Origin of the sequence: uncultured Thermosynechococcus sp. (genome assembly GCF_937958135.1) — a bacterium.
Classification (GTDB): domain Bacteria; phylum Cyanobacteriota; class Cyanobacteriia; order Thermosynechococcales; family Thermosynechococcaceae; genus Thermosynechococcus.
Map to the genome: position 1 here is coordinate 47448 of NZ_CALGOG010000002.1, position 23743 is coordinate 71190.

17 protein-coding genes are annotated in these 23743 nt (G+C 54.3%); 9 read left to right on the forward strand and 8 right to left on the reverse strand.

What is annotated here, in order from left to right:
• Nucleotides 1-70: 70 nt before the first annotated feature.
• The gene (secA, locus tag Q0711_RS00270) at nucleotides 71-2860 is read right to left on the reverse strand and encodes a preprotein translocase subunit SecA (protein ID WP_298613860.1); all 2790 of its coding nucleotides are present in this window, start codon (nucleotides 2858-2860) and stop codon (nucleotides 71-73) included.
• A gap of 148 nt (nucleotides 2861-3008) precedes the next feature.
• Nucleotides 3009-3317, reverse strand: a complete 309-nt coding sequence (locus tag Q0711_RS00275; RefSeq protein WP_298613858.1) for a Mo-dependent nitrogenase C-terminal domain-containing protein — start codon at nucleotides 3315-3317, stop codon at nucleotides 3009-3011.
• Nucleotides 3318-3603: 286 nt separating this feature from the next.
• Here Q0711_RS00275 and Q0711_RS00280 point away from each other — a divergent pair, with 286 nt between their 5' ends.
• From Q0711_RS00280 to Q0711_RS00295, 4 genes are all read left to right on the forward strand, one after another.
• Nucleotides 3604-4611, forward strand: a complete 1008-nt coding sequence (locus Q0711_RS00280) for a radical SAM protein (RefSeq protein WP_298613856.1) — start codon at nucleotides 3604-3606, stop codon at nucleotides 4609-4611.
• Entirely contained in the window at nucleotides 4532-5896 is a 1365-nt protein-coding gene (locus tag Q0711_RS00285) for a glycosyltransferase family 2 protein (protein ID WP_298613854.1), read from the forward strand. The genes Q0711_RS00280 and Q0711_RS00285 overlap by 80 nt, the downstream gene beginning before the upstream one ends.
• 64 nt (nucleotides 5897-5960) lie before the next feature.
• Nucleotides 5961-7049, forward strand: a complete 1089-nt coding sequence (locus Q0711_RS00290; protein ID WP_298613852.1) for a PstS family phosphate ABC transporter substrate-binding protein — start codon at nucleotides 5961-5963, stop codon at nucleotides 7047-7049.
• Complete coding sequence (locus Q0711_RS00295; RefSeq protein WP_298617341.1) at nucleotides 7049-8530, forward strand: hypothetical protein; 1482 nt, start codon at nucleotides 7049-7051, stop codon at nucleotides 8528-8530. The genes Q0711_RS00290 and Q0711_RS00295 overlap by 1 nt, the downstream gene beginning before the upstream one ends.
• Here the strand turns inward: Q0711_RS00295 and Q0711_RS00300 are convergent, their stop codons facing one another.
• From Q0711_RS00300 to cgtA, 4 genes are all read right to left on the reverse strand, one after another.
• The gene (locus Q0711_RS00300; protein ID WP_298613848.1) at nucleotides 8531-9361 is read right to left on the reverse strand and encodes a Tab2/Atab2 family RNA-binding protein; all 831 of its coding nucleotides are present in this window, start codon (nucleotides 9359-9361) and stop codon (nucleotides 8531-8533) included.
• A gap of 337 nt (nucleotides 9362-9698) precedes the next feature.
• Nucleotides 9699-11291: a murein biosynthesis integral membrane protein MurJ gene (murJ, locus tag Q0711_RS00305; RefSeq protein ID WP_298614200.1), complete on the reverse strand. Its 1593-nt coding sequence runs from the start codon at nucleotides 11289-11291 to the stop codon at nucleotides 9699-9701.
• Between the two features lie 146 nt (nucleotides 11292-11437).
• Nucleotides 11438-13960, reverse strand: a complete 2523-nt coding sequence (locus tag Q0711_RS00310) for a CHAT domain-containing protein (RefSeq protein ID WP_299041238.1) — start codon at nucleotides 13958-13960, stop codon at nucleotides 11438-11440.
• A gap of 36 nt (nucleotides 13961-13996) precedes the next feature.
• Nucleotides 13997-15007 (reverse strand): Obg family GTPase CgtA, encoded by a 1011-nt coding sequence (gene cgtA, locus Q0711_RS00315; RefSeq protein WP_298614196.1) that lies wholly within the window; start codon nucleotides 15005-15007, stop codon nucleotides 13997-13999.
• Nucleotides 15008-15531: 524 nt separating this feature from the next.
• On the opposite strand from cgtA, the gene Q0711_RS00320 reads away from it, so the two are divergent.
• Together Q0711_RS00320 and Q0711_RS00325 are read left to right on the forward strand one after the other, a co-directional pair.
• Entirely contained in the window at nucleotides 15532-15741 is a 210-nt protein-coding gene (locus Q0711_RS00320) for a hypothetical protein (protein WP_298614194.1), read from the forward strand.
• Complete coding sequence (locus Q0711_RS00325; RefSeq protein WP_298614192.1) at nucleotides 15738-16634, forward strand: ROK family protein; 897 nt, start codon at nucleotides 15738-15740, stop codon at nucleotides 16632-16634. Before Q0711_RS00320 ends, Q0711_RS00325 begins: the two co-directional genes overlap by 4 nt.
• A 10-nt stretch (nucleotides 16635-16644) precedes the next feature.
• Here Q0711_RS00325 and Q0711_RS00330 read toward each other — a convergent pair whose 3' ends face one another.
• Nucleotides 16645-17103 carry a heavy metal-responsive transcriptional regulator gene (locus Q0711_RS00330; protein ID WP_298614191.1) on the reverse strand — a complete coding sequence of 153 codons (459 nt, stop codon included), beginning with the start codon at nucleotides 17101-17103 and terminating at the stop codon, nucleotides 16645-16647.
• Nucleotides 17104-17116: 13 nt separating this feature from the next.
• Nucleotides 17117-17386 (reverse strand): transcriptional coactivator PipX, encoded by a 270-nt coding sequence (gene pipX / locus Q0711_RS00335; protein WP_298617899.1) that lies wholly within the window; start codon nucleotides 17384-17386, stop codon nucleotides 17117-17119.
• 173 nt (nucleotides 17387-17559) lie between these two features.
• On the opposite strand from pipX, the gene Q0711_RS00340 reads away from it, so the two are divergent.
• From Q0711_RS00340 to Q0711_RS00350, 3 genes are all read left to right on the forward strand, one after another.
• Nucleotides 17560-18669: a S49 family peptidase gene (locus tag Q0711_RS00340; RefSeq protein ID WP_298614187.1), complete on the forward strand. Its 1110-nt coding sequence runs from the start codon at nucleotides 17560-17562 to the stop codon at nucleotides 18667-18669.
• Nucleotides 18669-19388: a tRNA (guanosine(37)-N1)-methyltransferase TrmD gene (trmD, locus tag Q0711_RS00345; protein ID WP_298614185.1), complete on the forward strand. Its 720-nt coding sequence runs from the start codon at nucleotides 18669-18671 to the stop codon at nucleotides 19386-19388. The genes Q0711_RS00340 and trmD overlap by 1 nt, the downstream gene beginning before the upstream one ends.
• 367 nt (nucleotides 19389-19755) lie before the next feature.
• A complete protein-coding gene (locus Q0711_RS00350; protein WP_299041241.1) occupies nucleotides 19756-23616 on the forward strand; it encodes an EAL domain-containing protein in 3861 nt (1286 codons plus the stop codon).
• Nucleotides 23617-23743: the final 127 nt, after the last annotated feature.

Sequence of the window (23743 nt, forward strand, 5' to 3'; positions counted from 1 at the left end):
CACCCATACTGAGACTGGTCAGTATAGATGCCTTTCTCCCCCTCAAGGTTGCCCCAGTAACCCGCCTCCGCTAGGTCTGATCGGAAGGGGAGGAAACTTCCTCTGGCGGCGGTGCCACTTGGGGCTGGAACTGGAAGAGGGAGTACACCACATTGCGGCGGATGGCCACCATCATGTCCAAGAACAGTTCATAGCCCTCCCGCTTGTACTCAATGAGGGGGTCTTCTTGGCCATAACCACGCAAGCCCACCGACTCCCGCAGGGCATCCATCTGTTGTAGGTGCTCCCGCCACAGCAGGTCAATTTGCTGCAGGATAAAGAACCGTTCCGCCTGCCGCATCAGGCCGGGTTGGATGCGCTCAATTTCCGCTTCTTTTTGCTCGTAGGCCGTGCGCACTTGCTCATGCAAAAAGGCCTGCATTTCCGGCACGCTCAGATGGGCCAGATGCTCAGGGCGCAGATCCGCAAGCAAATAGACAAATTCCTGTACCTTGGCCACCAGACCCTCCAAATCCCATTCCTCTGGGGGCAAGTCGGGATTGACGTAGGCGGCGATAATGTCGTCCATGGTTTTCTCGGCATACTCCAGCACCCGATCCTTAAGGTCTTCCCCTTCCAGCACCCGCCGCCGCTCCGCATAGATGGCTCGCCGCTGGTTATTCATCACTTCGTCGTACTCAAAGACCTGCTTGCGGATGTCGTAGTAGTAGGTTTCCACCTTACGCTGGGCATTTTCTAAGCTGCGGGTGAGGAGTTTGGATTCAATGGGCATGTCCTCATCAACGCGCAGAGCATTCATGATGCTAGCAATGCGATCGCCCCCGAAGATGCGCAATAGGTTATCCTCCAAACTCAGGAAAAAGCGGGTTGAACCGGGGTCGCCTTGGCGTCCTGCGCGGCCTCGCAACTGGTTATCAATCCGCCGCGATTCATGGCGTTCGGTACCGATCACGTGCAAACCACCGAGGGCTACCACTTCTTCGTGTTCTTTTTTGGTGACCACCTCATACTCTTCACGGATACGGTTAAAGGCATTCCGCAGAGCTTGAATCACGGGGTCTTGGGTGGGCGCTTTCTCCGAGGCGATCGCCAGCATATCCTCCGCCTGCAACTCAGGCAGACTGCGCTCGCCATAGGTCTTGACTGCTAACTCCACCGCCTGGCGCAGCAACTTTTCCGCCTCCTGACTAATTTCACAGGGAAAGAGTCCCGGCGAAGCCTTCCAGTTTTTCTGCGCCGCCTGACTAAAGCCTTGGCCACCGCCGCGATCCATTTTCAGCCCCAAGAGCATCATTGGGTCATCACTGGGGGGCATGACAATGCGAGGCATAAAGTATTCCCGCACCTTGAGGCGTGCCATGTAGTCGGCGTTGCCACCCAAAATAATGTCGGTACCGCGGCCTGCCATGTTCGTTGAGATGGTCACCGCCCCCTTGCGCCCTGCTTGGGCAATGATTTCCGCTTCCCGTTCCACATTTTCCGGCTTGGCATTGAGCAGGTTGTGGGGAATTCCCTGCTCCCGCAGCAGTTGTGACAATAGCTCGGACTTCTCCACACTGGTAGTCCCCACCAACACTGGCCGCCCTGTGGCGTGCACCTCGGCGCATTCAGCAGCTACCGCCAACCATTTACCCCGCTCTGTTTTATAAACCACATCGGGAAAATCTCGCCGTTGACTGGGGCGATTCGTGGGCACCACCGTCACTTCTAGCTTGTAGATTTTCTCGAATTCTGCCTCTTCGGTCTTGGCCGTCCCTGTCATCCCCGCCAACTTCGGATAGAGCAAAAAGAGATTTTGGTAGGTAATCGTGGCGAGGGTTTGGGACTCATTTTGAATTTCGAGGCCTTCTTTGGCTTCGATTGCCTGATGCAGGCCATCACTCCAGCGGCGACCCACCATGACCCGTCCCGTGAATTCATCCACAATCACCACTTCGCCATTGCGGACAATGTAGTTCACATCCCGCTGAAAGAGTTCTTTTGCCTTAATGGCATTGAAAATGTAGTGCGCCCAAGGGTCTTGGGGGTCATAGAGATCGCTGACACCTAGCAACTTCTCTGCCTCGATAAACCCCTCATCGGTCATCAGCACATTGCGGGCTTTTTCATCCACCTCGTAGTGCTCGTCTTTTTTTAGGAGACGGGCGACCTCCGCCGCCTTGAGATACTTCTCGGTGGGACGCTCCACTTGACCCGAAATAATCAGGGGCGTGCGGGCTTCATCAATCAGGACTGAATCCACCTCGTCAATAATGCAGTAGTTAAAGGGTCGCTGTACCACCTCAGCCATGGAGGTGGCCATATTGTCCCGCAGGTAGTCAAAGCCGATTTCGCTGTTGGTGGCATAGGTAATATCGCAGGCATAGCTTTTCTGCCGCTCTTGGGGTGCCATTTGCTGCTGAATCAGCCCGACTGTTAGACCCAAAAAGCGATGCACCTGCCCCATCCATTCCGCATCCCGCCGTGCCAGATAGTCGTTGACGGTAACAATGTGTACCCCTTTGCCCGTCAAGGCGTTGAGATAAGCCGGGAGCGTGGCCACCAGGGTTTTTCCTTCCCCCGTTTTCATTTCGGCAATCTGACCCTCGTGGAGAATCATGCCACCGATGAGCTGGACATCAAAGTGGCGCATCCCCAAGACCCGGCGTGAGGCTTCGCGCACCACGGCAAAGGCCTCTGGCAGCAGGTCATCGAGGGTCTCACCATTGTCGAGTCGCTGCCGAAACTCGGCCGTCTTTGCCTGTAGCTCACTATCGCTTAGCTGCTGAATTTGCTCCTCCAGCAGGTTGATCTCCACCACAAGGGGTTGATACTTTTTAATCTTGCGCTGATTGGGATCGCCAAATAGGGCTTTCAGCATGCGACGGGTACCATGGATACAGAGCTATACATTTTAATCGTATAGCAACTGCCAGTTCCTCGCTGCCTAGACCTACAGCCCTTTGCACAGAGATAGGACACGCTCGAAACCGTGAACGTTACTATGGCGGAGGATTGCATCCCTTTACCTATCCCATGGTTTTTAGAAAAGAGCTGTATTGGCCGATGTCCTCTTGGCAAACATCGCTGAGGTAGGTGAGGGCACGAAACCGCAGCATCATGACCTCTTCGTAAAAGGGATTGAGTTTACAGAGGGGGGGAATGGTGAGAACCGGACGACCAAATAGGAAGAAGGTGCGGGCAAAGGGGCATTGGGCGGGAATCAATCGGCAGATGCGGTGGGCGATCGCTGGCGTTGTAATCGGATAAGTCAGTAGCCACTGACGGATTTTGGTCGTTAAAGAACTGAGCAGGCGTTGGCCAAGGAGTTGATTCATGGAGCTGTCCTCACTATTAGGCATGCCCTCACGGTAAAGGATAACCTAAGCAAATAGCAATCCATTTTTGATATAAAAAATATTTATCAATAATAAGCATTGCTAAACTTGCAACTTGTTCAAGGGAGAGATCTCCATTCCCTAGCTCCGCGGAGTGCTAGACTGTTGAGCAACTCAAACTCCGATGAAGTTTTATCTAGAAACTTTTCAATTGCTTGCATAAACTTATTTACTACTTTTGCCCACTCATCTTGGCCTTGCTTGAATTCATGAAGGAAGATTCTCAATGAGTCCACTGGTTGCTAACTACTACCTGACCTACCGCTGTAACGCCCGTTGCCACTTTTGCGACATTTGGGCATTGGAGCCGGGCAAAGAAGCTGATTTTAGCGCCATCCAAACCAATCTCCGCGATTTGAAACGTTTGGGGGTGAAATATGTGGACTTTACAGGGGGCGAACCACTGCTGCGTGCCGATGCTCCGGCCATCTACCGTGAAGCCAAGCGCCTCGGTTTCATGACCAGCATGACGACAAACACGATTCTCTATCCTCGTCGTGCTAGAGAAATTCAGGGCTTGGTGGATTTCTTGAATTTCTCCCTCGATGGGCCTGATGCCGCCACCCATGATCAGTCGCGGGGCGTGAAAATTTTTGACACGCTGGTGGAGTCCGTCAAAATTGCCCTTGAGCTGGGTGAGTATCCGGTGCTGAACCATACCGTCACCGCCCAAAATTACGAACGAATTGGTGAGGTGGCGGAGTTTGCCCAAAGTCTAGGGGTACGGGTTTGGTTGAACCCCGCTTTCACTGCCCATGAAAACTACAACAACAAGAAGAACCCCACCCCTGAAATTGCCGACAGCATTGAACAAAACGCGAAGAAGTATAACAATGTTGGTTACAATAAAGCAGCATTAGCCCTCATCCGCGCGGGGGGAAACAATCCCCGAAATCCCCGTTGCAAGGCGGTGGATGCCGTCATTGCCATCTCCCCCAATGATGAGTTGCTGCTACCGTGCTACCACTTTGCGCAGAAGAGAGTCCCCATCAATGGCCGCCTGTACGAACTGTACAAGTCCTCTGAGGTGGTGGAGGAGTATCGCCGCTCCCAAGGCCGACTCTCCGTCTGCGAAGGCTGCACAGTGTGGTGTTATCTCATTCCCAGCTTCTTTATGGGAGTGGATAAGTACTGGTTTCTCAATCAGGTGACCTATGCCGGAGAATTCCTGGCCCGAAAACAGTTTCTACAACGAAGCCGATCCCCTCGACGAACTGCTGTCGGAGTGGGTTGACGCCCCAGAAAGTCCTCCATTACAACCGCGTTCTGAGGGTCGCCGCCGCAAGGCTTTCCTAGCGCTATCTCTGATTTGGGGCAGTACAATCGCCCTTCACCTAATTGTGGGCGGCATTTGGCTCATTTATGTTTTAACGCTGTTGATGAGTGTGCAAACGCTGCGCTACTGGCGGGTTAGGCCACAAACTCTCCCCGCCGCAGAGACGGTGGAAAAGCTGCAGCCCATGGTGTCGTTGGTGGTGGCGGCAAAAGATGAAGAAGCGGTCATTGGTCGCCTTGTCAAGAATCTCTGCTGCTTGGATTATCCCTGCTATGAAGTGTGGATCATTGACGATAACAGTAGCGATCGCACTCCCAACATCTTGAAAGAACTTCAACAACAGTATCCCCAACTAAAGGTGCTGCGACGACTGCCCGGGGCGGGGGGCGGCAAATCCGGTGCCCTCAATCAAGTCCTACCCCTGACACGGGGGGAGATCATCGGCGTCTTTGATGCCGATGCCACAGTACCCCAAGATTTATTGCAACAGGTGGTCAACCGCTTTCAAGTGGCCAGTGTCGGCGCTGTCCAAGTGCGTAAAGCCATCAGTAATGCCGACGTCAACGTGCTGACCCAAGGCCAAGCCGCAGAAATGATCCTCGATGCCTACTATCAACAGCAGCGGATTGCCTGTGGCGGCATGGGGGAACTGCGGGGCAATGGCCAATTTGTGCGGCGGCAAGCCCTAGAGCGCTGTGGCGGCTGGAATGAAGAAACCATCACCGATGATCTAGACCTTAGCCTAAAGCTGCATCTCCACGGTTGGGAGATTGATCTGCTCATGCATCCAGCGGTGCAGGAGGAGGGGGTAACCACATTGATGGCTCTGTGGCACCAACGCAATCGCTGGAGCGAGGGAGGCTACCAAAGTTATCTCGACTACTGGCAGCCCCTACTGCGCAATCGCTTAGGCTGGCAAAAAAGCTGGGATGTTTTCTGCTGGTTTTTGATTAAGTATGCTATTCCCACGGCAACCATTCCCGATTTGCTGATGGCTGTGCTGCGCCACCGCAGCCCCTTGCTTCTTCCCCTTACAACGCTGAGCTTTACAATTTCACTGGTGGGCATGTGGCGAGGCATTCCCCAGACGCAATCAGTGAGCATCTGGCAACTCTTTTGGCAAAGTTTACGGGGGACGCTCTATATGCTCCATTGGCTACCGGTGGTGAGTACGACCACGCTGCGCATGGCGTTACGGGCTAAGCGGCTCAAGTGGGTCAAAACCCTGCACTATGGCACCTAGATGCTGTTCTTGGGAGCCTCAAGTTGCGGTAGGCTAGGGGCGAGATCATTCCCAAAGGTTATCTATGGCACGCAGCAATTCTAATGTTTTTGCCCTGTTCGTTTCCTTAGTTTTTACATTGGGGCTGCTGGGGGTAGGTGGGGTGTTAGTGATGCGGTTACTGGGTCGTCAGAACCTCTTGCCCCAGTTTCTAAATAATATTGGCTCGCAGCCCTCGCCGCCAACATCCACTGCTAGTCCTGAGGTTGCTGCTGAGCCAGCAGCCAAAACATTTAACGAGGTCAAGGGAGTTCCCAACGGCATATTTGCCTATGGTGGTAGCACCACGTGGGCACCAATTCGAGGGGTGGTCGATCCCGTTTTCCTACGGGTTTGGCCGAATTTTCAGTTGCGCTATACGAACCCGCCAAGCGGCACCCCCGGTTCGGGAAGTGGTATCCGCATGTTGCTGAACGGTCAGTTGGCATTTGCCCAATCCTCGCGGCCTCTAAATTCCCAAGAGCGACAGGAAGCAGCGGCTAAAGGACTAAAGTTGGTGGAAATTCCGGTAGCCATTGACGGACTGGCGATCGCGGTTCACCCCCGCCTCAACATCCCCGGATTGACGGTGCAGCAGGTGGTGGACATCTTTACCGGCAAGCTGACCAATTGGAGCCAACTGGGAGGTCCGAATCTGGCGATTGCGGCATTTTCCCGTCGCCCTGAGGACGGCGGCACCGTGGAGTATTTTATCCAGGAAGTCTTAGGCGGCCAGCCCTTAGGTGCCAATGTCACTCTTGTGCGCGATACCACCGATGGCCTACGGCGTGTGTCCACTACCTTGGGAGGAATCTACTATGGATCGGCGCCGGAAATTGTTGGTCAGTGTACAATTCGCCCTTTACCTTTGGGGCGGCAGCCCAATCAGTACATCCCCCCTTATCGCGAACCCTATGTTGATCCCAGCCAATGCCCAGGGCAGCGCAATGTTCTCAACCACAGAGCATTTCAAGATGGGACGTACCCCATTACCCGCCGTCTCTTTGTGATTGCCAAGGACGATAACACGCTGGATGCCCAAGCCGGCCGAGCCTATGCCAATTTATTGCTGAGCGATCAAGGCCAATTACTGATTGAACAGGCGGGCTACGTTCGCCTCCGTTTGGGGGGGTAATGTTTGACAAGCCCCTCAATCGAACCTATGAACGGATCATGGTGGCGATCGCCAGCCTCAATTTCCTCTTGGTGCTTTTTGACCTTACCTATATTCCCCTGCGGGATTTTTGGCTGTTGGGTAAGGTGCGTATTCCCCTAATTCAGCGGATCATCTATTTGCCTCAACCCTTACCCATTACTTCCCTCTACGATCCCATCAAGGGCATTGAACCCCACCGCACCACCCAAGCCTACATTGCAACCGTCGCCAAGCTACGGCAAACGATCGCTGAGCAAGGTGTGGACGCCCCAGCCACTCAAGAGCTGTTGGCTCAGTTGCGCCAGCAAAGCACAACGATGGTGGACACTGACCCCTTTGCCTTGGCCAATAAGACGGGCACCCTCGAACAAATTAAGAACCTAATGCGGCAGAAGGTTTTTGGCCGTCGCGATGCCTCCGCAAAACAGTCCTTTGCGCGCTTTTGGAGTGGGGAGTACATTAATGCCCAAGCGTGGCAGGCGAACCTCACATGGTTTGAGGGACAAGTTCTCCCCCTGCTGGCGACCAACTACTGGCGTGCCTATGGGGAGGATGGTGACTTTATCAACCGCTTTGGTACCCTCGATGTTCCCTTTAATCTCCTCTTTTTTGTGGAGTTCTTGGGGCGGACGTTCTGGCTGAGTCGGCAATATCGCGGTGTGCGTTGGCGAGATGCCATGGTCTGGCGTTGGTACGATGTCTTACTCTTTTTCCCGTTTTGGTGGTTGGCACCGACCTGGGCATGGCTGCGGCTGATCCCGGTCACGATTCGCCTTGATCAAGCGGATATTATTTGTTTGGATAGCCTTGAACGGCAGGCTTCTCAAGGCTTAGTAGCAGCGATCGCCACCGATGTTTCGGAAGTGGTGGTCCTGCAAGTCCTCAGCCAACTGCAAAAAGCAATTCGTCGCGGCCAATTCAGTCGCTGGTTCCCCCGAGACGGTCAGCATCTCAACAACATAGACGAACTAGGGGAGTTGGCGGCCTTGGTTGGGCAAGTGGTGATTTACCGTGTGCTCCCCCAACTGCGACCGGAAGTGGAAACCTTGGTAGCCTACAGTTTGGATCAACTACTGCGGCAAGCATCCCCCTATCGGCGCTTACTAGAAATGCCGCCCCTTGAGGCTTTATCCATCCACTGGCGCCAATCCCTTGCCAAGCAGATGAGCGATCGCCTCTTTCTACTGTTGGAGCAAGCCAGCAAAAACCAAGGTAATTCCCACCGTGAAGGAGTATTACTGGTGAGTCAACTGGCCCAAAAATTTGGCCAAACCCTCAGCGCTGAACTCCAAGAGGAAGAGATCGGCAAGGTAATTCAAGACCTGCTGGTGGTGTGGCTGGAGGAAGTCAAAATTAATTTTGTGCGCCAGACCCACATTGAAGGCATTGAAACAGTTTTAGATGAAACCCGTGCTCTCCAAGAACGTTTAGAACAGGAACAGCTAAAGCTAAGACGCTAGTTATTCCAAGGGTTGGAGTAACCACAGGGCAGTGTAGGTGACGTCACTGGGGGTCGGTTGAATGAGCAGAAAGTGCAGACCTTGGCTAGAGCGCAGGCGATCGCGAAACAGTTCTCCTGCTTTGGCCATTTCGGCATTCTCAAAGGTCAAAAAAACCCAGCGATCGCGCAAGCCACTGTGCAACACTACCCCACAGGGCTGCCCCGGCACAAACTCCAAGCGATAGGGCACCTGCTCTTGAAGCCAACGGGCAAGCTTGAGGGACTTGCGACCGCCGTAGAGAACAATCCCTGGAATCAGGGTCTCTGAGGTCAGCCCCAGAGCTTCTGGCAACATGGCCATGTCAAAGGCAAGAATCCGCAGCGGATATTGCATTAATTGTTCCAAGTCGGGGGGGGTAATTGCTGCAAATTGCCAGGACTCTCCCCAAATATCCTCGGGCAGCGGCAGTGGGGGGGGCTGCTCAATCGCCAAGGGATCATAGGCTTCCCCCGTATAGGTTTTCAGGCTTGGATACTCCTGAGCGCGCCGACGCAGGTAGTGCTTGAGGGCAGGAGTGCGGCGCGTGGCTTCAAGGGGAATCTGCAGTTCTTGGCAGGCCAGTTCCACTAAGCCTAAACTCTGGGGGCGAAAAACTTGGATTCGCTCCGGTAAAGGCTGACCACAACCTTTGAACTCTGTCACCAGCCATGTACTGCTCACCAGTGGCTCCGGACAAAAAGTCGTATAGTAAAAATCGTCTTCGGGGTTGCAAATCACCAGTTCCCACAGATCAAGACCGCTGGGGGTACGCAATGGCCGACGGTAAAGATCAACTTGCCAGCAAGACATTGATGGATACAAAAGGGCTGTATCTCGCTATTGTCCCTTATTTTTCTAGTTTGCTACCAAAATCCGTCGCAGTGCTCCGCCCATAGCCGCAGGCGTGGGGGGTGGTGAAGCGGCGGGGCGCCGGTACTTTGTGCAGGTGACTAAGTGACATTAGAAGCGACTAAAGGTTATAATATTCGAGAAGCGCTGTCGGGCGGACAGTGCTGAAAATGCCCCTGGAGAGGTTCTGGCGGGGGTGTCCCTTGGGGCACCTCTCCTAAGCGTCGAGGGAACCCTAGCTAAGACTCTGTGAACGGGGAATCTCCTGCTATACGCTTTGGCGTTAGCGGGATGAGCGTCAAAACTGGTATCGCCGAGGCCAAAACCGCCGCACTTTGCTCAAAAAAAAGTCCAGCTCTGGCAGTTTGAGGGGGGAAATGGCCACTGCAAACATCAGAACACTGACACTGCCGGCGATCGCCAACTGTAACAGCTGAATTCCCAAGCCATCCCGTCCCCAGAGCCACTCCAGCCCCCTGAGAGTAGCCCAACCTGCTCCGCCACTTAGGATGCTGGCTAGGGCAATTCCAGTCAAGGGGGTAAGTAGCTCCCCCCAAGGCAGCCCCCCCAGGCGACGGTGCAAGATCCAAGTGAGGGCAATAAACGATACCGTATTCACGCCCACCGTGGCCATCGCTAACCCCACTGCCCCAAAGGCGCGGGTGAAGAAGAAGCAAAAGAGGGCGTTAAAGCCCAGTCCCCAGAGGGTGACATAAAGGGGAGTGCGGCCATCCTCAAGGGCATAAAAAACCCGCACAATGACATCGCGGGCAAGGTAGAAGAACATGCCAATGGCATAGACCAACAGCAGCGCGGCCACCAGTTGCGAAGCCGCAAAATCAAAGGCCTGTCGTTCATAGACCACCCGCACTGCCGGCAGTGCCAAGGCCGCCATCATTGCCCCCAACGGCATCATACTCAAGGCCGTCAGCACCAAGCTTTGGCGAATCCGCTCCTTGAGTTCTGTCCAGTTTTCTGGCTGCGCCAGCTTTGAAAAAATGGGCATGTAGGGCACAAGAATGACATTGGAGAGAATTCCCAAGGGCGTTAAAAATAGCAACTGAGCATAACTCAAAGCCGATGCGGCGCCAACGGGCAACTGGGAGGCAAAAAAGAGACTGATATAGACGCTAATGAGCAGCATCCCCGAGGAGAGGGTGGCTGGCCCCATCAGCCGCATGAGTTCCCGCACTTCAGGGCGGTTGAATTCAAAACGTAAGCGCAACGTCCCCATGCCGGCTTGCCACTGGGCAGGAATTTGCACCAACCATTGCAAGACTCCCCCCACCAAGGTTCCCCAAGCCAATACCGCAGCGCCGAAGTGATCGGCAAAAAACCAAACCCCGATAATCACCGCCAAACTGGATAGCAGCGGACTAATGGAGGGCAACCAGTAGTGATCGGCGGCATTGAGGGTGCCAAAACCAATGCCAATCAGACCGGAGAGCACCGCCAGGGGCGCCATAATCCGAAATTGCTCTGTGGCTAAGGCGCGGATGTCTGCACTGGCACCGGGAGCAATGAGTTGAATTAAAGGCTCAGCCAACACCATCAAAACTGCCGTCAACAGCAGCAACAGCCCGCCCACAAGGGTGGTAATGGTTTCTACGAGAGGAGCAGCTTTTTCTGGGGGCTGCTTGAGCACTACGCTGATGATGGAGCTGTGAAAAGGCCCATTGATTCCCCCTAACAAAATAAACAGGAATCCCGGAATCACATAGGCATAACTATAGGCATCCACCGCTGCACCGACACCAAATTCGGCGGCGATCGCCTGCTGGCGAACCAGCCCCGCCACTTTACTCAACAGCGTTGCCACAGCAACAATGGTGGCAATGTGGGCAAGGGATCGCCCCTGCGGCGGGGATTTTGAGGAGGGGTCAGTTGTCACTGCAGGTCCTAATCCAATTTTGGAAAATGAGTCCATCAGGGCAGAACTCTGGCGATAATCGTACCAGCGATTTAGCTCTCTTTCATGGCAGCAGGTAGCAGAACTGTAAAGCACGTGGCTCGACTCAGTGCGCGGCAAGCCTCGCATTAGGTCAAGGGCGACCAATCCCCACTGGAGACAAATGCCGCCCAGTAGTAGGGGGATTCCTTCTGGAGGCGCTGAAGCTGTACTTGCCGCAGGGCTTCTGTACGCCCCATCCCTCGGCGCAGGTTTTGGTAAAAGGCCACCATCATATCGCGGGTCACTTGGTCATCCACTTTCCACAGGGTACTTACCTGCGATCGCGCCCCCGCCAACGTGAAAGCTCGCCGCAACCCATAGACCCCTTCCCCATTCACCACTTCTCCCCGCCCCGTATCACAGGCGGATAACACCACCAATTCTGTGTTACTCAGGTTCATCCCCGTAACTTCCAAGGCCGTGAGCACGCCATCATCCACGTCTGAACCCCTTTGGCGTTGATTAAACCCCGCCAAGGCCAGGCCGGATCGCAACAGGGGGTTTTCAGGGATGTCCTTATTTCCCGAATGGGGCAAGAAGAAGCCGTGGGTCGCTAGGTGGAGAATTTTGGGAGAATTTGCTGCTTTGACCGCTGCCTCTGTGGCCGCAGCTTGTCTCAACAGTTGGGCTTGGGGGAAGAGTGCCTTCACAGCCTGTGCTTCTTCAGCCGTTCCCGGCAGAGGCGCAAAGGATAGCCCCCGCAGATCAAGGGAGCGCAGTGGGGCTGCAGATTGAGACCCCCCCCTGAGGGAGTGATCAAAACTGGGGTCAGCAATAATCAAAGGGGTATTTGCAGAGGCCGGTCGCGATCGGAGACGTAGAAGTTCACGTCCGGAGGTCAGCAGGGTAATCAGATAGGACTCCACCAAGTAGCGCCCTTGGGCATCCACCAGCGCCTGAAAGGGAATGGTGTTTAACTCGCCATCCGGCGCAATGAGTAAATGGGTTGCATTGCCAATCCACGGACGAATGGGGGTAATGACCCGCGCAGCCAGGGCTTGAGCCGCCCGTTGTACCTCACTCTTGGGCAGGCGCGGATCGGCCAACCGGAACCGAGTTTGGCGCACTTGAGCCTCTATTTCAGCCGCAGGCCCCAAATCTTTGCCTAGGGGTTGACCGGTTGGACGCAGAACATAGACCCCATAGCGCGGCTCACCAAACTGCTGAGTCCGCAGATCGTAGGGGCGATAGCGAATGAATTCAATCAAAACGGCGTTGGCTGGTATTGCCCGTTGAATAGCGGCGATGGTTACCGGCTGGGTGAGTTCGCGAAAGGCTGCACTGCGGAGACTCAATTCAGCTTCCAGTTGATTGGCCCGTGCCTGCAGCTGCTGCAGTTGGGGTAAAGCGGCGGGTTCTGCTGAGGCAAAAACGAGGTTGGCAATGGTTGTGCGCAGGGTGGCGAGTTCTTGCAGTTTGGCCTGATCTGGAGCTGGCAGTTGGCGGCGCAGTCGCGCCTGGTTTTGGCTCAGGAAATCCAGTAGGCGTCCTTTGCGGCGCAAGATCGTTGTCAAGGCCAGAGCAATGGCCTCAGAATCCTGAGGAAGATGCCGGAGATGCAGTGTCAGTATCGCATCAGTACTGTCCTGAAAGGTCTTGAGGTAGTTGCGTTTATAGTCCTCTGAGCCAACAATTAGATTTTGCCGCAGGTTCTTTTCCTCAATTTCCTGGACGTTTTTCAGCAGTGCAAGGGTCTGGGGAAAATTTCCCAGTTGCCAATAGACAGCAGCAAGGTTGCTGAGAGCCGTTGCCGTGTTGGGATGGGTTTCCCCAAGGCGCAATTGCGCAATTTCTAGCGTGCGTTGATAGAGGGGCAGGGCCGCTGAGTAGTTGCGCTGATCAAAATAGAGGGTTGCTAAATTGTTCAAGCTGGCAGCAATGTCTGGATGACCCTGCGGTAAAACTTGTTCGCGAATCTTAAGGGCCTGTTGGTACAAGGGCAAAGCGGCAGCGTAATTTTTCTGTGCTCGATATAAACCCGCTAAATTGTTGAGGGTTGTTGCCACATAGGGACTTTTCTCTCCTAGGGCTTGCTCAAAGATCCGCAGCGCCCGTTGGTACAAAGGTAGAGCGCGGGGGTAGTTCTTTTGCTCTGTGTAAAGGAGACCGAGGTTATTGAGAATGACTGCTACTTCAGGGTGATTGCTGCCGAAACTCTTTTCGGCGATCGCCAGCGATCGCTGAAACACTGGCAATGCCGCCTCATTGTTCCCCTGAGCGCGATAGAGATTGGCCAAGTTATTCAAGACGGCAGAGACCTCTGGTTGATCTGCTCCGCGCGTTTGCTCATAGATAGCCAAGGCTCGCTGATAAAGGGGGAGTGCCGCTGCATAATTTCCCTGCTCCACCTGAAGCTTCCCCAATTCATTGAGAGCTGCGGCCAAAAGGGGGTGATCGTTGCCCAGGGTATTTTCTACTAAGGTGACAAAGCGCTCCGCAAGGGGGATGGCCGCTTGGATATTGCCCTCCTGCCGCAGTTGATCAATTTGATTGGCCAGTTCTTGAAAGGGCAGTGGGGTGGGTTGGCACAGGCTGGGGGAAGACAGCCCCAAAATTAGACTACTGCCCAAGGCGATCGCCCCCAAGACAAGGAATCCTCTGGTGTTCATTTTTTCCTCAGTCGCTCCTCAACAGCAGCCATCGAATCAGCAATACTGATGGGAAACCCTAACCCCCAGTTCCTGCCAAATAGCGTCTAAAAGAGGCTCCAACCCCTGACGAGCCACTGCAGAAATGGCAAACACGGGTTTTCCCAAATACGCGGTGAGGGTTTCCTGAACAGCGGTGACCTGGGAAGGCTCTAGGGCATCTATCTTATTGAGGACAACAATCTGCGGGCGATCGCCCAACCCATGGCCATAGGCCACCAATTCATTGCGAATGGTTTGGTAGGCGCTCACCACATCCTCAGCCGTCGCATCAATCAAATGCAGCAGCAGACGGGTGCGCTCAATATGGCGGAGAAACTCATGTCCCAATCCCAGGCCTGCATGGGCACCCGCAATCAGACCGGGAATATCGGCAAATACCGTTCCATCCCCGTTGGGCTGGCGCACCACCCCTAAGTTGGGCACCAACGTTGTAAAGGGATAATCGGCAATTTTGGGTCGCGCCGCCGACAGCACAGAAATGAGAGTTGATTTGCCGGCATTGGGCAGACCAATAATCCCCACTTCCGCCAGCAGCTTGAGTTCTAGCCGCAGGTGTCGCTCTTCGCCCTCTAGGCCGGGGAGGGCATAATCCGGTGCCCGCTGATGATTGCTGAGGAAGTGCCTATTCCCTAGACCCCCTTTGCCCCCCTTGGCCACCAGCAGCGTTTGACCGGGGGTAGTGAGGTCCCCCAGTAATTCCTCCGTTTTGGCATCCCAGACCATGGTGCCGCAGGGCACTTCAATAATTAGATCGGCACCACAGGCGCCGGTGCGGTTATTCGGTCCGCCCCGTTGGCCATCTTCTGCCTTAAAAACATGGGCATAGCGAAAGTCCAGCAGCGTTTGTAAATTGGACACGGCTTTGAGAATGACTGATCCACCATTGCCGCCATTGCCCCCCGATGGCCCTCCTGCCGGCACGTATTTTTCACGGCGAAAGGCAATAATGCCGTCGCCCCCTTTGCCGGCTTTGACATGAATTTCCGCAAGGTCAATAAATTGCATGTTGGCCGTAATGAGCTGCGTATGGAGTGGATATTATTGTATCCTGCGAATTTGTTGACCGTTCTTTTAGCGGGGAGGACACAGACTCCAAAGGGTGAAACGCAGGATCGAAGGCGCCTAAGGTATTTGACATCCTCCGCGACCTGCTGAAGCCAACGGTGGGTTCCTGGGCCAAGGGCGTATCCGCTGCTTGTATCTCCCCAGGCGTCACTTGCGGCATGCCCTGCCCTAGGTCGGCGTGGTTGTGGCCGACAGCAAAATTACAGGACGGCTACCCCGTTCGCGCTCTCCTTCTCCCCTGTTAGCTTGTTCCCGCGCAGCGGGTCAGCGATTGGCTGCCCGATTACCGGCGGATTGCCTGGCTAACGGAGCAGTATTTCCGTGATACGCTCCCTGCCGACCCACGGGAAACAGGTTTAACCACCCCTGCCCAAGTGCGTATTGCCATTCAAAATAGTCCGCTGCCGGAGTCATTGATTCTGCACCTAAGTCGGCAACTGAAAACCGCGGGTTAGCCCGATCCGTTGGTTGCTGAACCATTGCCCCAGTCCCTGCCGATTACCCGCATCATTGCTTGGGCCGGAGATTTGGCAGCAGCCTGTCAAGTGCAGATATTCCTAGGATTTGGAGAAGTACGGGTAGAGAGTACAGGTGTGCTACCATCGGATGGAACCATTCAACTGGGCACAGATGCCCGCGATCGCCTGCAATTAAAGCCGACAAAATCTCTGTGAACGAACCCTACGTCATCGGTGTTGATCTCGGTGGCACGGCCATCAAAATGGGACGGTTTAGTCCCAAGGGGGATTGTCTGAATGCCCTGACACTGCCGACTCCCCAGCCCCCCTTTCCAGAACGGGTGATTAAAGCCGTGGTGCAGGGGATTGAGGAACTGGATGCCGAGGATCGGGCATTGGCCATTGGGATGGGCGTGCCGGGGCCTGTGGATGCCAGCGGTCGCATTGCCCGCCGCGCCATTAACCTTGACTGGTACGAAGTACCCATTAGCGACAGTCTTGAACACTTGACGGGCAAACCCACAGTAATTTGTAACGATGCCAACTGCGCCGGCCTAGGGGAAGCATGGCTAGGGGCGGGCAGTCAGTTCAAAGATTTTATTTTACTCACCCTAGGGACGGGGGTGGGGGGTGCGATTATCCTCAATGGCAATCTCTTTGTCGGTCGGGATGGAGCTGCCGGCGAGTTGGGGCTGATTACCCTCGACTACAATGGCCCTCCCTGCAATAGTGGCAATCGCGGTTCCCTTGAACAACACGTTTCCGCCCAAGCCCTGCGGCGGCGGTGGGGCTGTGACCCCCATGAGATGGCAGAGCGTGCCACCAATGGCGACCCTGAGGCGATCGCCCTCTGGCAAAGCTACGGTCGTGAATTAGCCGCTGGCATTGCTAGCCTGGTGTACGTCCTCACCCCAGAAGCGGTAATTATTGGTGGGGGAATTAGTGCCGCCAGTGATCTCTTTTTTCCCTCGATGATTGCTGAATTGGAGGAGCGAGTACTGCCCACTTCCCGCAATCACCTCCACTGCCTGCGAGCCACCCTTGGAAATCAGGCGGGCATGGTGGGTGCAGCCAAACTAGCGTGGACATATGTCAAAAATCATCTGTGACCCTTGCGTGCTAAAGTGCAGGAGTATCGGCGACTGGGGGTGTGCTTAGGGCTGATTTTTCAGACTCCTCCAAAAGGGTACAGGCATGATCGGTCGTCACTGTCCCAAGGCGGTTGTGACATTCCTGCAGGAGATTTTCTAGTTCCTTTTTCAGTGCTTGCAATTCCCGCATCTGGCCTTCAATGGCAGCAATTTTCTGTTGCAGTTGCTCATAGACGGTAAAACAGGTGAGCGTCCGCTGCTCCCGCAGAGCTAGCAGCTGGTGAATTTCCTTGAGACGAAATCCTAAGGCCTTTGCCCGTTGAATAAATTGCAATCGCTCGAGGTCTGCCTCGGTAAATTGGCGATAGCCTGTTGGTGTGCGCTGGGGCGGTGGCAACAGGCCAATGCGCTCGTAGTAGTACAGCGTTTGGGGATGAATTTGCAACTGCTCAGCTACTTCTTTGATTTGCCATGTCTTTGGAGGCATAGGGGGGCTTGCGCTACAGGAAGGCTTGGCGATGGATGGCCTCTAGAGCTTGATATTCTGCAGTTTTGCCAAGGCGACGGAGGGATCGCAACCGCTGTTCAATGAGCATCCGCGCATCAGTGCGACTAATGGACTCAAACTTCATCCCTTGGGATCCTTGGCTGACAATGAAGAACAACCGCTGGGCATACAACGTTGTAAAGAGTTGCCGATGTTCATCTAAAGGACAGACCCCATAGAGCAAGCCAAAGGTGGGGTGATTGAGATACTGCTCAGCGGTCATTGAGGGCTTCATTAGTAGAGAGAACCTACCTCGCAACAGAATCGTGACAGGTCAACACGGCAAGGATGGGTCATGAGGAGCAAAAACAAGGGAACACCGCAGACTGCGGCTAAAATAAGTAAAACACTTGACTGAAAAACTTTTCAGATTATACCCAAACCTCCTCCTCCTCTATGACCCGTTCACTTCCCCCCTTTTGGCTCAGTGTGTTTCACCGCTGTGGCCTGATTTTCTTTGGCACCCTGACGGTCTTCTTCACACTGGGGATAGTGGGCTTGAGCAGTACAGTCTTCTTTGCCCTCCTCGGCGTCCTGTGGGCGCCCGACGGTGAAACCAGTCCCTATGAGCACATCAGTGGCAAAGAAACGAGTCGCGATCGCATTCTGAGAATTGACATTGTGGGTGCCATTCTAGGCAGTCCGCAAAACAACGAGGATATGTTCTTTGCTCCCCTTGGGGGCGTTACCTACGGTTATGAAGTTCAGCAGCAGTTGGCAGATGCTGCCCAGGATAAAACAATTCAGGCCGTCTTTCTCAATATCAGTACGCCCGGTGGCACCATCTTTGGCTCGCAGGCGATCGCCGACGGCATTAAAAACTATCGCAAAGCTACTCAAAAACCGGTCTATGCCTTTATTGAGGGCATTGCTGCCTCCGGCGGGGTGTGGGCTATGGTGACGGCGGATCGGATCTACGCGGATTACGGCAGTATGATTGGCAGTATTGGTATTCTAGGCCCCAGTGTGCTCTATTATGATCGCCCCACCAGTCTCAACAATGGCCTACTTCAGGGGGGTGTCACTGCCAACAGCATTGAAGAGCGCACCCTCAGCGCTGGTCGCAGCAAAGATATGGGCAACCCCTTCCGTCGCCTCACCCCTGAGGAAATAGCGGTTCTCCAAAGGGGGCTTGAGCAGGAGTACACTAAGTTTGTTGCCCATGTTGCCCAAGCCCGTGGCATTTCGCCGCAGGTCATCCGCAATCAAATGGGAGCGATGATTTTCAGCAACGATCAAGCCAAACAGTATGGCCTCATTGATGGCACCCTGAGTCGCCCTGAAGCCCTAAACGCCTTGGCAAAAGCCGCTCATCTCAGGGAGGGGAACTATGCCGTTGTGCGGTTGCGGCGCGATCGCTCCCCCCTGATTTATCAACTCTTTGGGGTTAAAGCGCCCCCACCTGCTCCAGAGGCACAGCAGGCGTGGAAACAGGAGCAGCTCTGTGCCCTCAGCCAATTGCGCGCCCTTGCCTACTACGGTTCCCTGTCCTGCCGGCGTCAGTGATGCGCTTTGACATTATTACGCTTTTTCCCGAATTCTTTGCCTCTCCCCTCAGCAGCGGCCTGATGGCGAAGGCTTTGGCGCGGGGAATTGCCGAGGTGGTCTTGACTAATCCCCGCAAGTTCACTACCGATAAGCACCAGCGGGTGGATGATGAACCCTACGGCGGCGGTGTCGGCATGGTCATGAAGCCGGAACCCCTCTTTGCCGCCGTGGAATCCCTGCCCTCTCTACCCCGCCGTGAAGTAATCTATGTTACGCCCCAAGGAGAACCCCTCACCCAACAACATCTTTGGCACTGGTCACAGGAGCGGGATCAGTTGGTGATCCTGTGTGGCCACTATGAGGGGGTGGATGAACGGGTTGTTGAGCACCTCGTGACCCAAGAAATCTCCATTGGTGACTTTGTGCTTACCTGTGGTGAAATTCCCGCTCTGGTTATTCTCAATGGCGTGCTGCGACTCTTGCCCGGCACCGTAGGCAAAGCTGCCTCCCTGCACCAAGAGAGCTTTGAAGACGGCCTGCTGGACTATCCCCACTACACCCGACCTGCGGAATTTCGAGGCTGGTCAGTGCCGCCGGTCTTGCTTTCCGGTCACCACGGGGAAATTGCGGCGTGGCGACGGGCACAACAAATTGAACGCACTCGCCAACGGCGACCTGATTTGTATGCCAAATGGCTAAATGCCCAAAACGCAGGTCATTTCAAAAATAGTTGCTGAGGAGAGCAGCCACGACCTAAAGCAGCAACACACCTAGGCAACAGATCAACGATTTTTATCTTTGAGCGGCGGTGTTCCAAGGGGGCTGTTTTTGCAAAGCTGGAATCCGCTCCTAGCCACAGGGGTAAGGTGGAGTGCTGTTTTGGCTGGATAGGCGCTGTCACTGGGTAAAGCGCTATTGTCGAATCTGAACCGAGTCTTAGTAATTTCTTTCACTTCTTAGGACATAGTGACGCTAATTTAATAATTGTTCGACCAACTGGTTAACGGGATAACATAGTCAAGCTGCGGCACCGATTAAAATATAGGCAATGACTAAAGTACATCTGTTTAGTGTTCCTCCCCAAGACTCCTTAGTGTTGTTGATATGTCAAATTTTTCTCCCTTGCCTGGGGTTGCTTTGAAAAAGAGTGGTCTCATTAATGTTCTGCAAAAGCTTGTTGGGGAGGAAACCGATCACTACTTGGAGACCCTCTTCGAGGCGCTGCCCGTGGGCATTTGCCTGTATAACCTGTCGGGACAGTTAGTGTACACTAACCCGCGGGGACGAAAGCTACTGGGCTTTACTGAACCAAACTACCCCTGCGCTGACATTGAAGCCAATCTTCGGGTTTACCTTTGCGATAGCGATCGCCCCTATCCCAAAGAAGAGCTGCCGGCCATTGTCGCTCTGCAAGGAGTTTGCGTTGGCCCTGTTGAGTTAGATGTGCAGCGGCAATCGGAACGGGTGAGTCTTGAAGTCTATGGCATTCCTCTGTTGACCCCCCAAGGACAAGTAGTTGCCAGTGTTGCTGCCTATATTGACATCAGCGATCGCAAGCAGCAAGAAATAGAACAAGCTATCTTAACCAACCATCTCCAAGAGCAGGCCAACCGCTACCGCGACCTTATCCAAACCCAAACCGACTTTGTAGTACGCTCTACGCCCACCACCACAATTACCTTTGCGAATCAGGCCTTCTGTCGGGCTGTGGGATATCCTCCTAAGGAGGTGCTGGGTCATTGCTGGGGTGAATTTATTCCTGCTGAAGATTTGACCCTCCTGCTGGACTGCCTCTCCCGTCTTACGCCAGAAGCACCCACCTTTGCAACCGAAAACCGCCTCCTCAATCCTCAAGGAACTTGGATTTGGACGCAATGGATGAATTTGGGCATCTTTGATGCCCAAGGCCAACTGCAAGAAATTCAATCGGTTGGTCGCGATATTACCGCCCTCAAAGAACAGTTGTGGCGGGAGCAAACCCTCAACCGCGTCACCCAAGCCATCCGCAACTCCCTTGACCTAGAGACCATTTTTCAGACGGCAGTGTGTGAGATTGCCCAAATGGGGCTAGGGGTGGATGCCCATGTGGTGCAGTACTTACCGGCAGCGCAGGTGTGGCGCACTCTCGCCGCTTGCTGTCAAGGGGGCAATGGGGAACGAGCCATAGGCTATGAAATTCCCGATGCTGACAATCCCTTTGCAGCGCAGTTGAAGCAAGGGGAGGTGGTCGCAATTGCCGATACCCAAGCCATTGCCGATCACGTCAATCAGACGGTGGCCCAGACCTTTCCCGGAGCTTGGTTACTCACTCCCCTCCGAATCAATGACCAATTGTGGGGCAGCCTGACTCTTGTGGTTCCCAACCGCTCCCATGCTTGGTCGGCGGCAGAGATTTCTTTGGTTCGGGCTGTTGCCGCCCAACTGGAGGTGGCTATCCATCAAGCCAACTTATACCAACAATTGCAGGAGGAACTTAACCAACGCCGTCAAGTAGAAGCCGCCCTTAGCCGCAGTGAAGAGCGCCTACGCCGCACCGCCCTGAATTTGCCGGGCGCTCTCTTTCGCTACCTGCAACGCCCCGATGGTCAAATTCAAGTGTTTTACCTCAATCCCCTGTGCGAAACAATGTGGGGGGTTTCCGCAGAGGCGGCTGCCGCCGATGGTCGAGTTCTGTGGGCCTTGGTGCACCCTGAAGATTATGCCGCCACTTGGGAGTCAGTCTGCCAATCGGCAGCAACCCTGACGCCTTGGTGCCAACAATTTCGCATTGTGCGCTCCAGTGGGGAAATCCGTTGGCTAGAGGGTGCAGGACAGCCTGAGCGGCTTGAGGATGGCAGTACCCTTTGGCATACCTTAGTCCTGGATATTACAGAACAGCGGCAAACCCAAGAGCGCCTCAGGGAGCAACAGGCGCAACTGCAAATGGCGGTGGCCACTGCCGAAATTGGTTTTTACTCTTTCGACTGGGCAACGGAAACCTTTTGGGTTTCAGAAACCTACAAGCGGCAACTGGGGGAACCGCCCACCGCCAGCTTTACTTTGGAGGACTGGCGCAACCGCCTTCACCCTGAGGATAGGGAATCTGCCATTGCCTTCTTTAGTGCTTTCTTGCAGGAGGCGTCTCCCTGTACCTTAGAGTTTCGGCTGCGGCATCGCGACGGCTCCTATCGCTGGTTTTACGCTAATACAACGCTGCTGTGTGATGAGAAGGGACAACCCTGTAAAGTCATCGGCACCCAACTGGATATTACCGAGCGCAAACAAACAGAAATTGCCCTCAGAGAAAGTGAGGAGCGTTATCGTCTCTTGGCGGAGAACACCGGTGACATTATTTGCTTACTAGATTCCCAAGGGCGATGTCTCTACGTCAGTCCGTCCTGTGAGGCGCTGCTGGGAATTGCTCCCCAAGGAATGATCGGTCGCCCCTTTGCCGAATTCTGTCCACCGCAGGAGCGATCGCGGGTTAGCCAAGAGTTAGAGCAAATGAGGCAGCAGGAGCGGTTCTGGCCAATTACCCATCGCATGGTTACTGCCGATGGCAGCCTGCGCTGGCTAGAAACCTTGGTGAAAGCCCGCCGAGACTCCCAAGGGCGGGTTCTGTACCTGCAAACCGCCTCCCGCGATGTCACCAATTGGATTCAGGTACAGGGGCAATTGAAACAGCAAGCTTACTACGATTCCCTGACCGGCCTACCCAATCGCTACTATTTGACCGAGGAACTGACCAAAGCCATTGCTCAAGCGCACCGCCAGTCGGACTTCCACTATGCTCTACTCTTTGTGGATGTCGATCGCTTTAAGCTCATCAACGACAGCCTTGGACATCAGGTGGGCGATCGCTTTCTCCAGGCTCTTGGCAAGCGCCTGCGGCAACGGGTGGATTCGCAGCATCTGGTGGCCTACTTTGGTAGCGATCGCTTTGTGATTTTGGCAACGCATCTGCGGCAGCGGCAAGAGGCCATTGGGCTTGCTGAAGCCCTGCTGCAGGACTTGGAAACCCCCCTAGCCGTAGATGAACTGCAACTGATTGTCAATGTCAGTATAGGCATTGTCTTTGCCCATGGGGAGTACGACAATAGTTTTCAGGTGCTGCGGGATGCTGACATTGCCCTGCATCGAGCTAAGATGCACCAGCGGGGTGGCTATGCCCTCTTTGATTTGCAAATGCAGACAGCGGTTTGGCAAGCAGTGCGCCTAGAGCATGACCTGCGCCATGCCCTAAAAGACAGCAGTCTGCAAATCGTCTATCAGCCCTTTTTTGATTTGGGAAAACGGCAATTGGCGGGCATGGAGGCTTTAGTGCGCTGGCGTCATCCGACGGGAGAGATGATTTCTCCTGCACACTTTGTGCAGATTGCTGAGGATACCGACTTAATCGACGCTTTAGATCGGTGGGTGTTGGAGCAGGCCTGCCGCCAATTTTACGAGTGGCAACAGCGCTTTCGCCACATAGGCAATCTCATTCTCAGCGTCAACATCAGTGCTAAAACTCTAAAACATCCCCACTTTTTTAGACAGTTGGATGGGCTGCGCCAGACCTATCCCCTTGCTAAGGGACAGTTAATTTTGGAGCTGACGGAGCGGATGGCCTTGGATTTGGGGGAAGAGATGATAGCCCTCCTCCAGGGCCTGGGCGATCGCGACATTGAAATTAGCATTGACGATTTTGGGACAGGGTATTCCTGTTTGAGCTACCTGCATCGCTTACCTATTCACCACTTGAAAGTTGATCGCTCATTTGTGCAGGAACTGGATAACCCGACAAACTACCGTATCGTTGAAATGATTATAATGTTGGCTCGCCATCTCGGATTCGGTACGATCGCAGAGGGCATCGAAACCGAAAAACAATTAAAACATCTCAAGAAATTAGGCTGTAACTACGGCCAAGGCTATCTGCTGTCGCGACCCCTGCCTCCTGCTGAGCTGGAATCTCTCCTCGCCTCAAAGCGGCAACTAAAATAATTCCATGGCAGTTTTGCATGGGACGTGGCTGACGACGCCGACGCCACAATTTTTCCTTTGGGTAGAAGAATGGCGACCTCTGGCTCAGGCAACAACGGCTTGGGAGCCAACAGGTGTCCCTGTGTAT

Coding starts and splice junctions, on each gene's coding strand:
- secA (WP_298613860.1), bottom strand. CDS start 2,860: ATGCTGAAAGCCCTATTTGGCGATCCCAATCAGCGCAAGATTAAAAAG.
- Q0711_RS00275 (WP_298613858.1), bottom strand. CDS start 3,317: ATGAATCAACTCCTTGGCCAACGCCTGCTCAGTTCTTTAACGACCAAA.
- Q0711_RS00280 (WP_298613856.1), top strand. CDS start 3,604: ATGAGTCCACTGGTTGCTAACTACTACCTGACCTACCGCTGTAACGCC.
- Q0711_RS00285 (WP_298613854.1), top strand. CDS start 4,532: ATGCCGGAGAATTCCTGGCCCGAAAACAGTTTCTACAACGAAGCCGAT.
- Q0711_RS00290 (WP_298613852.1), top strand. CDS start 5,961: ATGGCACGCAGCAATTCTAATGTTTTTGCCCTGTTCGTTTCCTTAGTT.
- Q0711_RS00295 (WP_298617341.1), top strand. CDS start 7,049: ATGTTTGACAAGCCCCTCAATCGAACCTATGAACGGATCATGGTGGCG.
- Q0711_RS00300 (WP_298613848.1), bottom strand. CDS start 9,361: ATGTCTTGCTGGCAAGTTGATCTTTACCGTCGGCCATTGCGTACCCCC.
- Q0711_RS00310 (WP_299041238.1), bottom strand. CDS start 13,960: ATGAACACCAGAGGATTCCTTGTCTTGGGGGCGATCGCCTTGGGCAGT.
- cgtA (WP_298614196.1), bottom strand. CDS start 15,007: ATGCAATTTATTGACCTTGCGGAAATTCATGTCAAAGCCGGCAAAGGG.
- Q0711_RS00330 (WP_298614191.1), bottom strand. CDS start 17,103: ATGCCTCCAAAGACATGGCAAATCAAAGAAGTAGCTGAGCAGTTGCAA.
- pipX (WP_298617899.1), bottom strand. CDS start 17,386: ATGACCGCTGAGCAGTATCTCAATCACCCCACCTTTGGCTTGCTCTAT.
- Q0711_RS00340 (WP_298614187.1), top strand. CDS start 17,560: ATGACCCGTTCACTTCCCCCCTTTTGGCTCAGTGTGTTTCACCGCTGT.
- trmD (WP_298614185.1), top strand. CDS start 18,669: ATGCGCTTTGACATTATTACGCTTTTTCCCGAATTCTTTGCCTCTCCC.
- Q0711_RS00350 (WP_299041241.1), top strand. CDS start 19,756: ATGTCAAATTTTTCTCCCTTGCCTGGGGTTGCTTTGAAAAAGAGTGGT.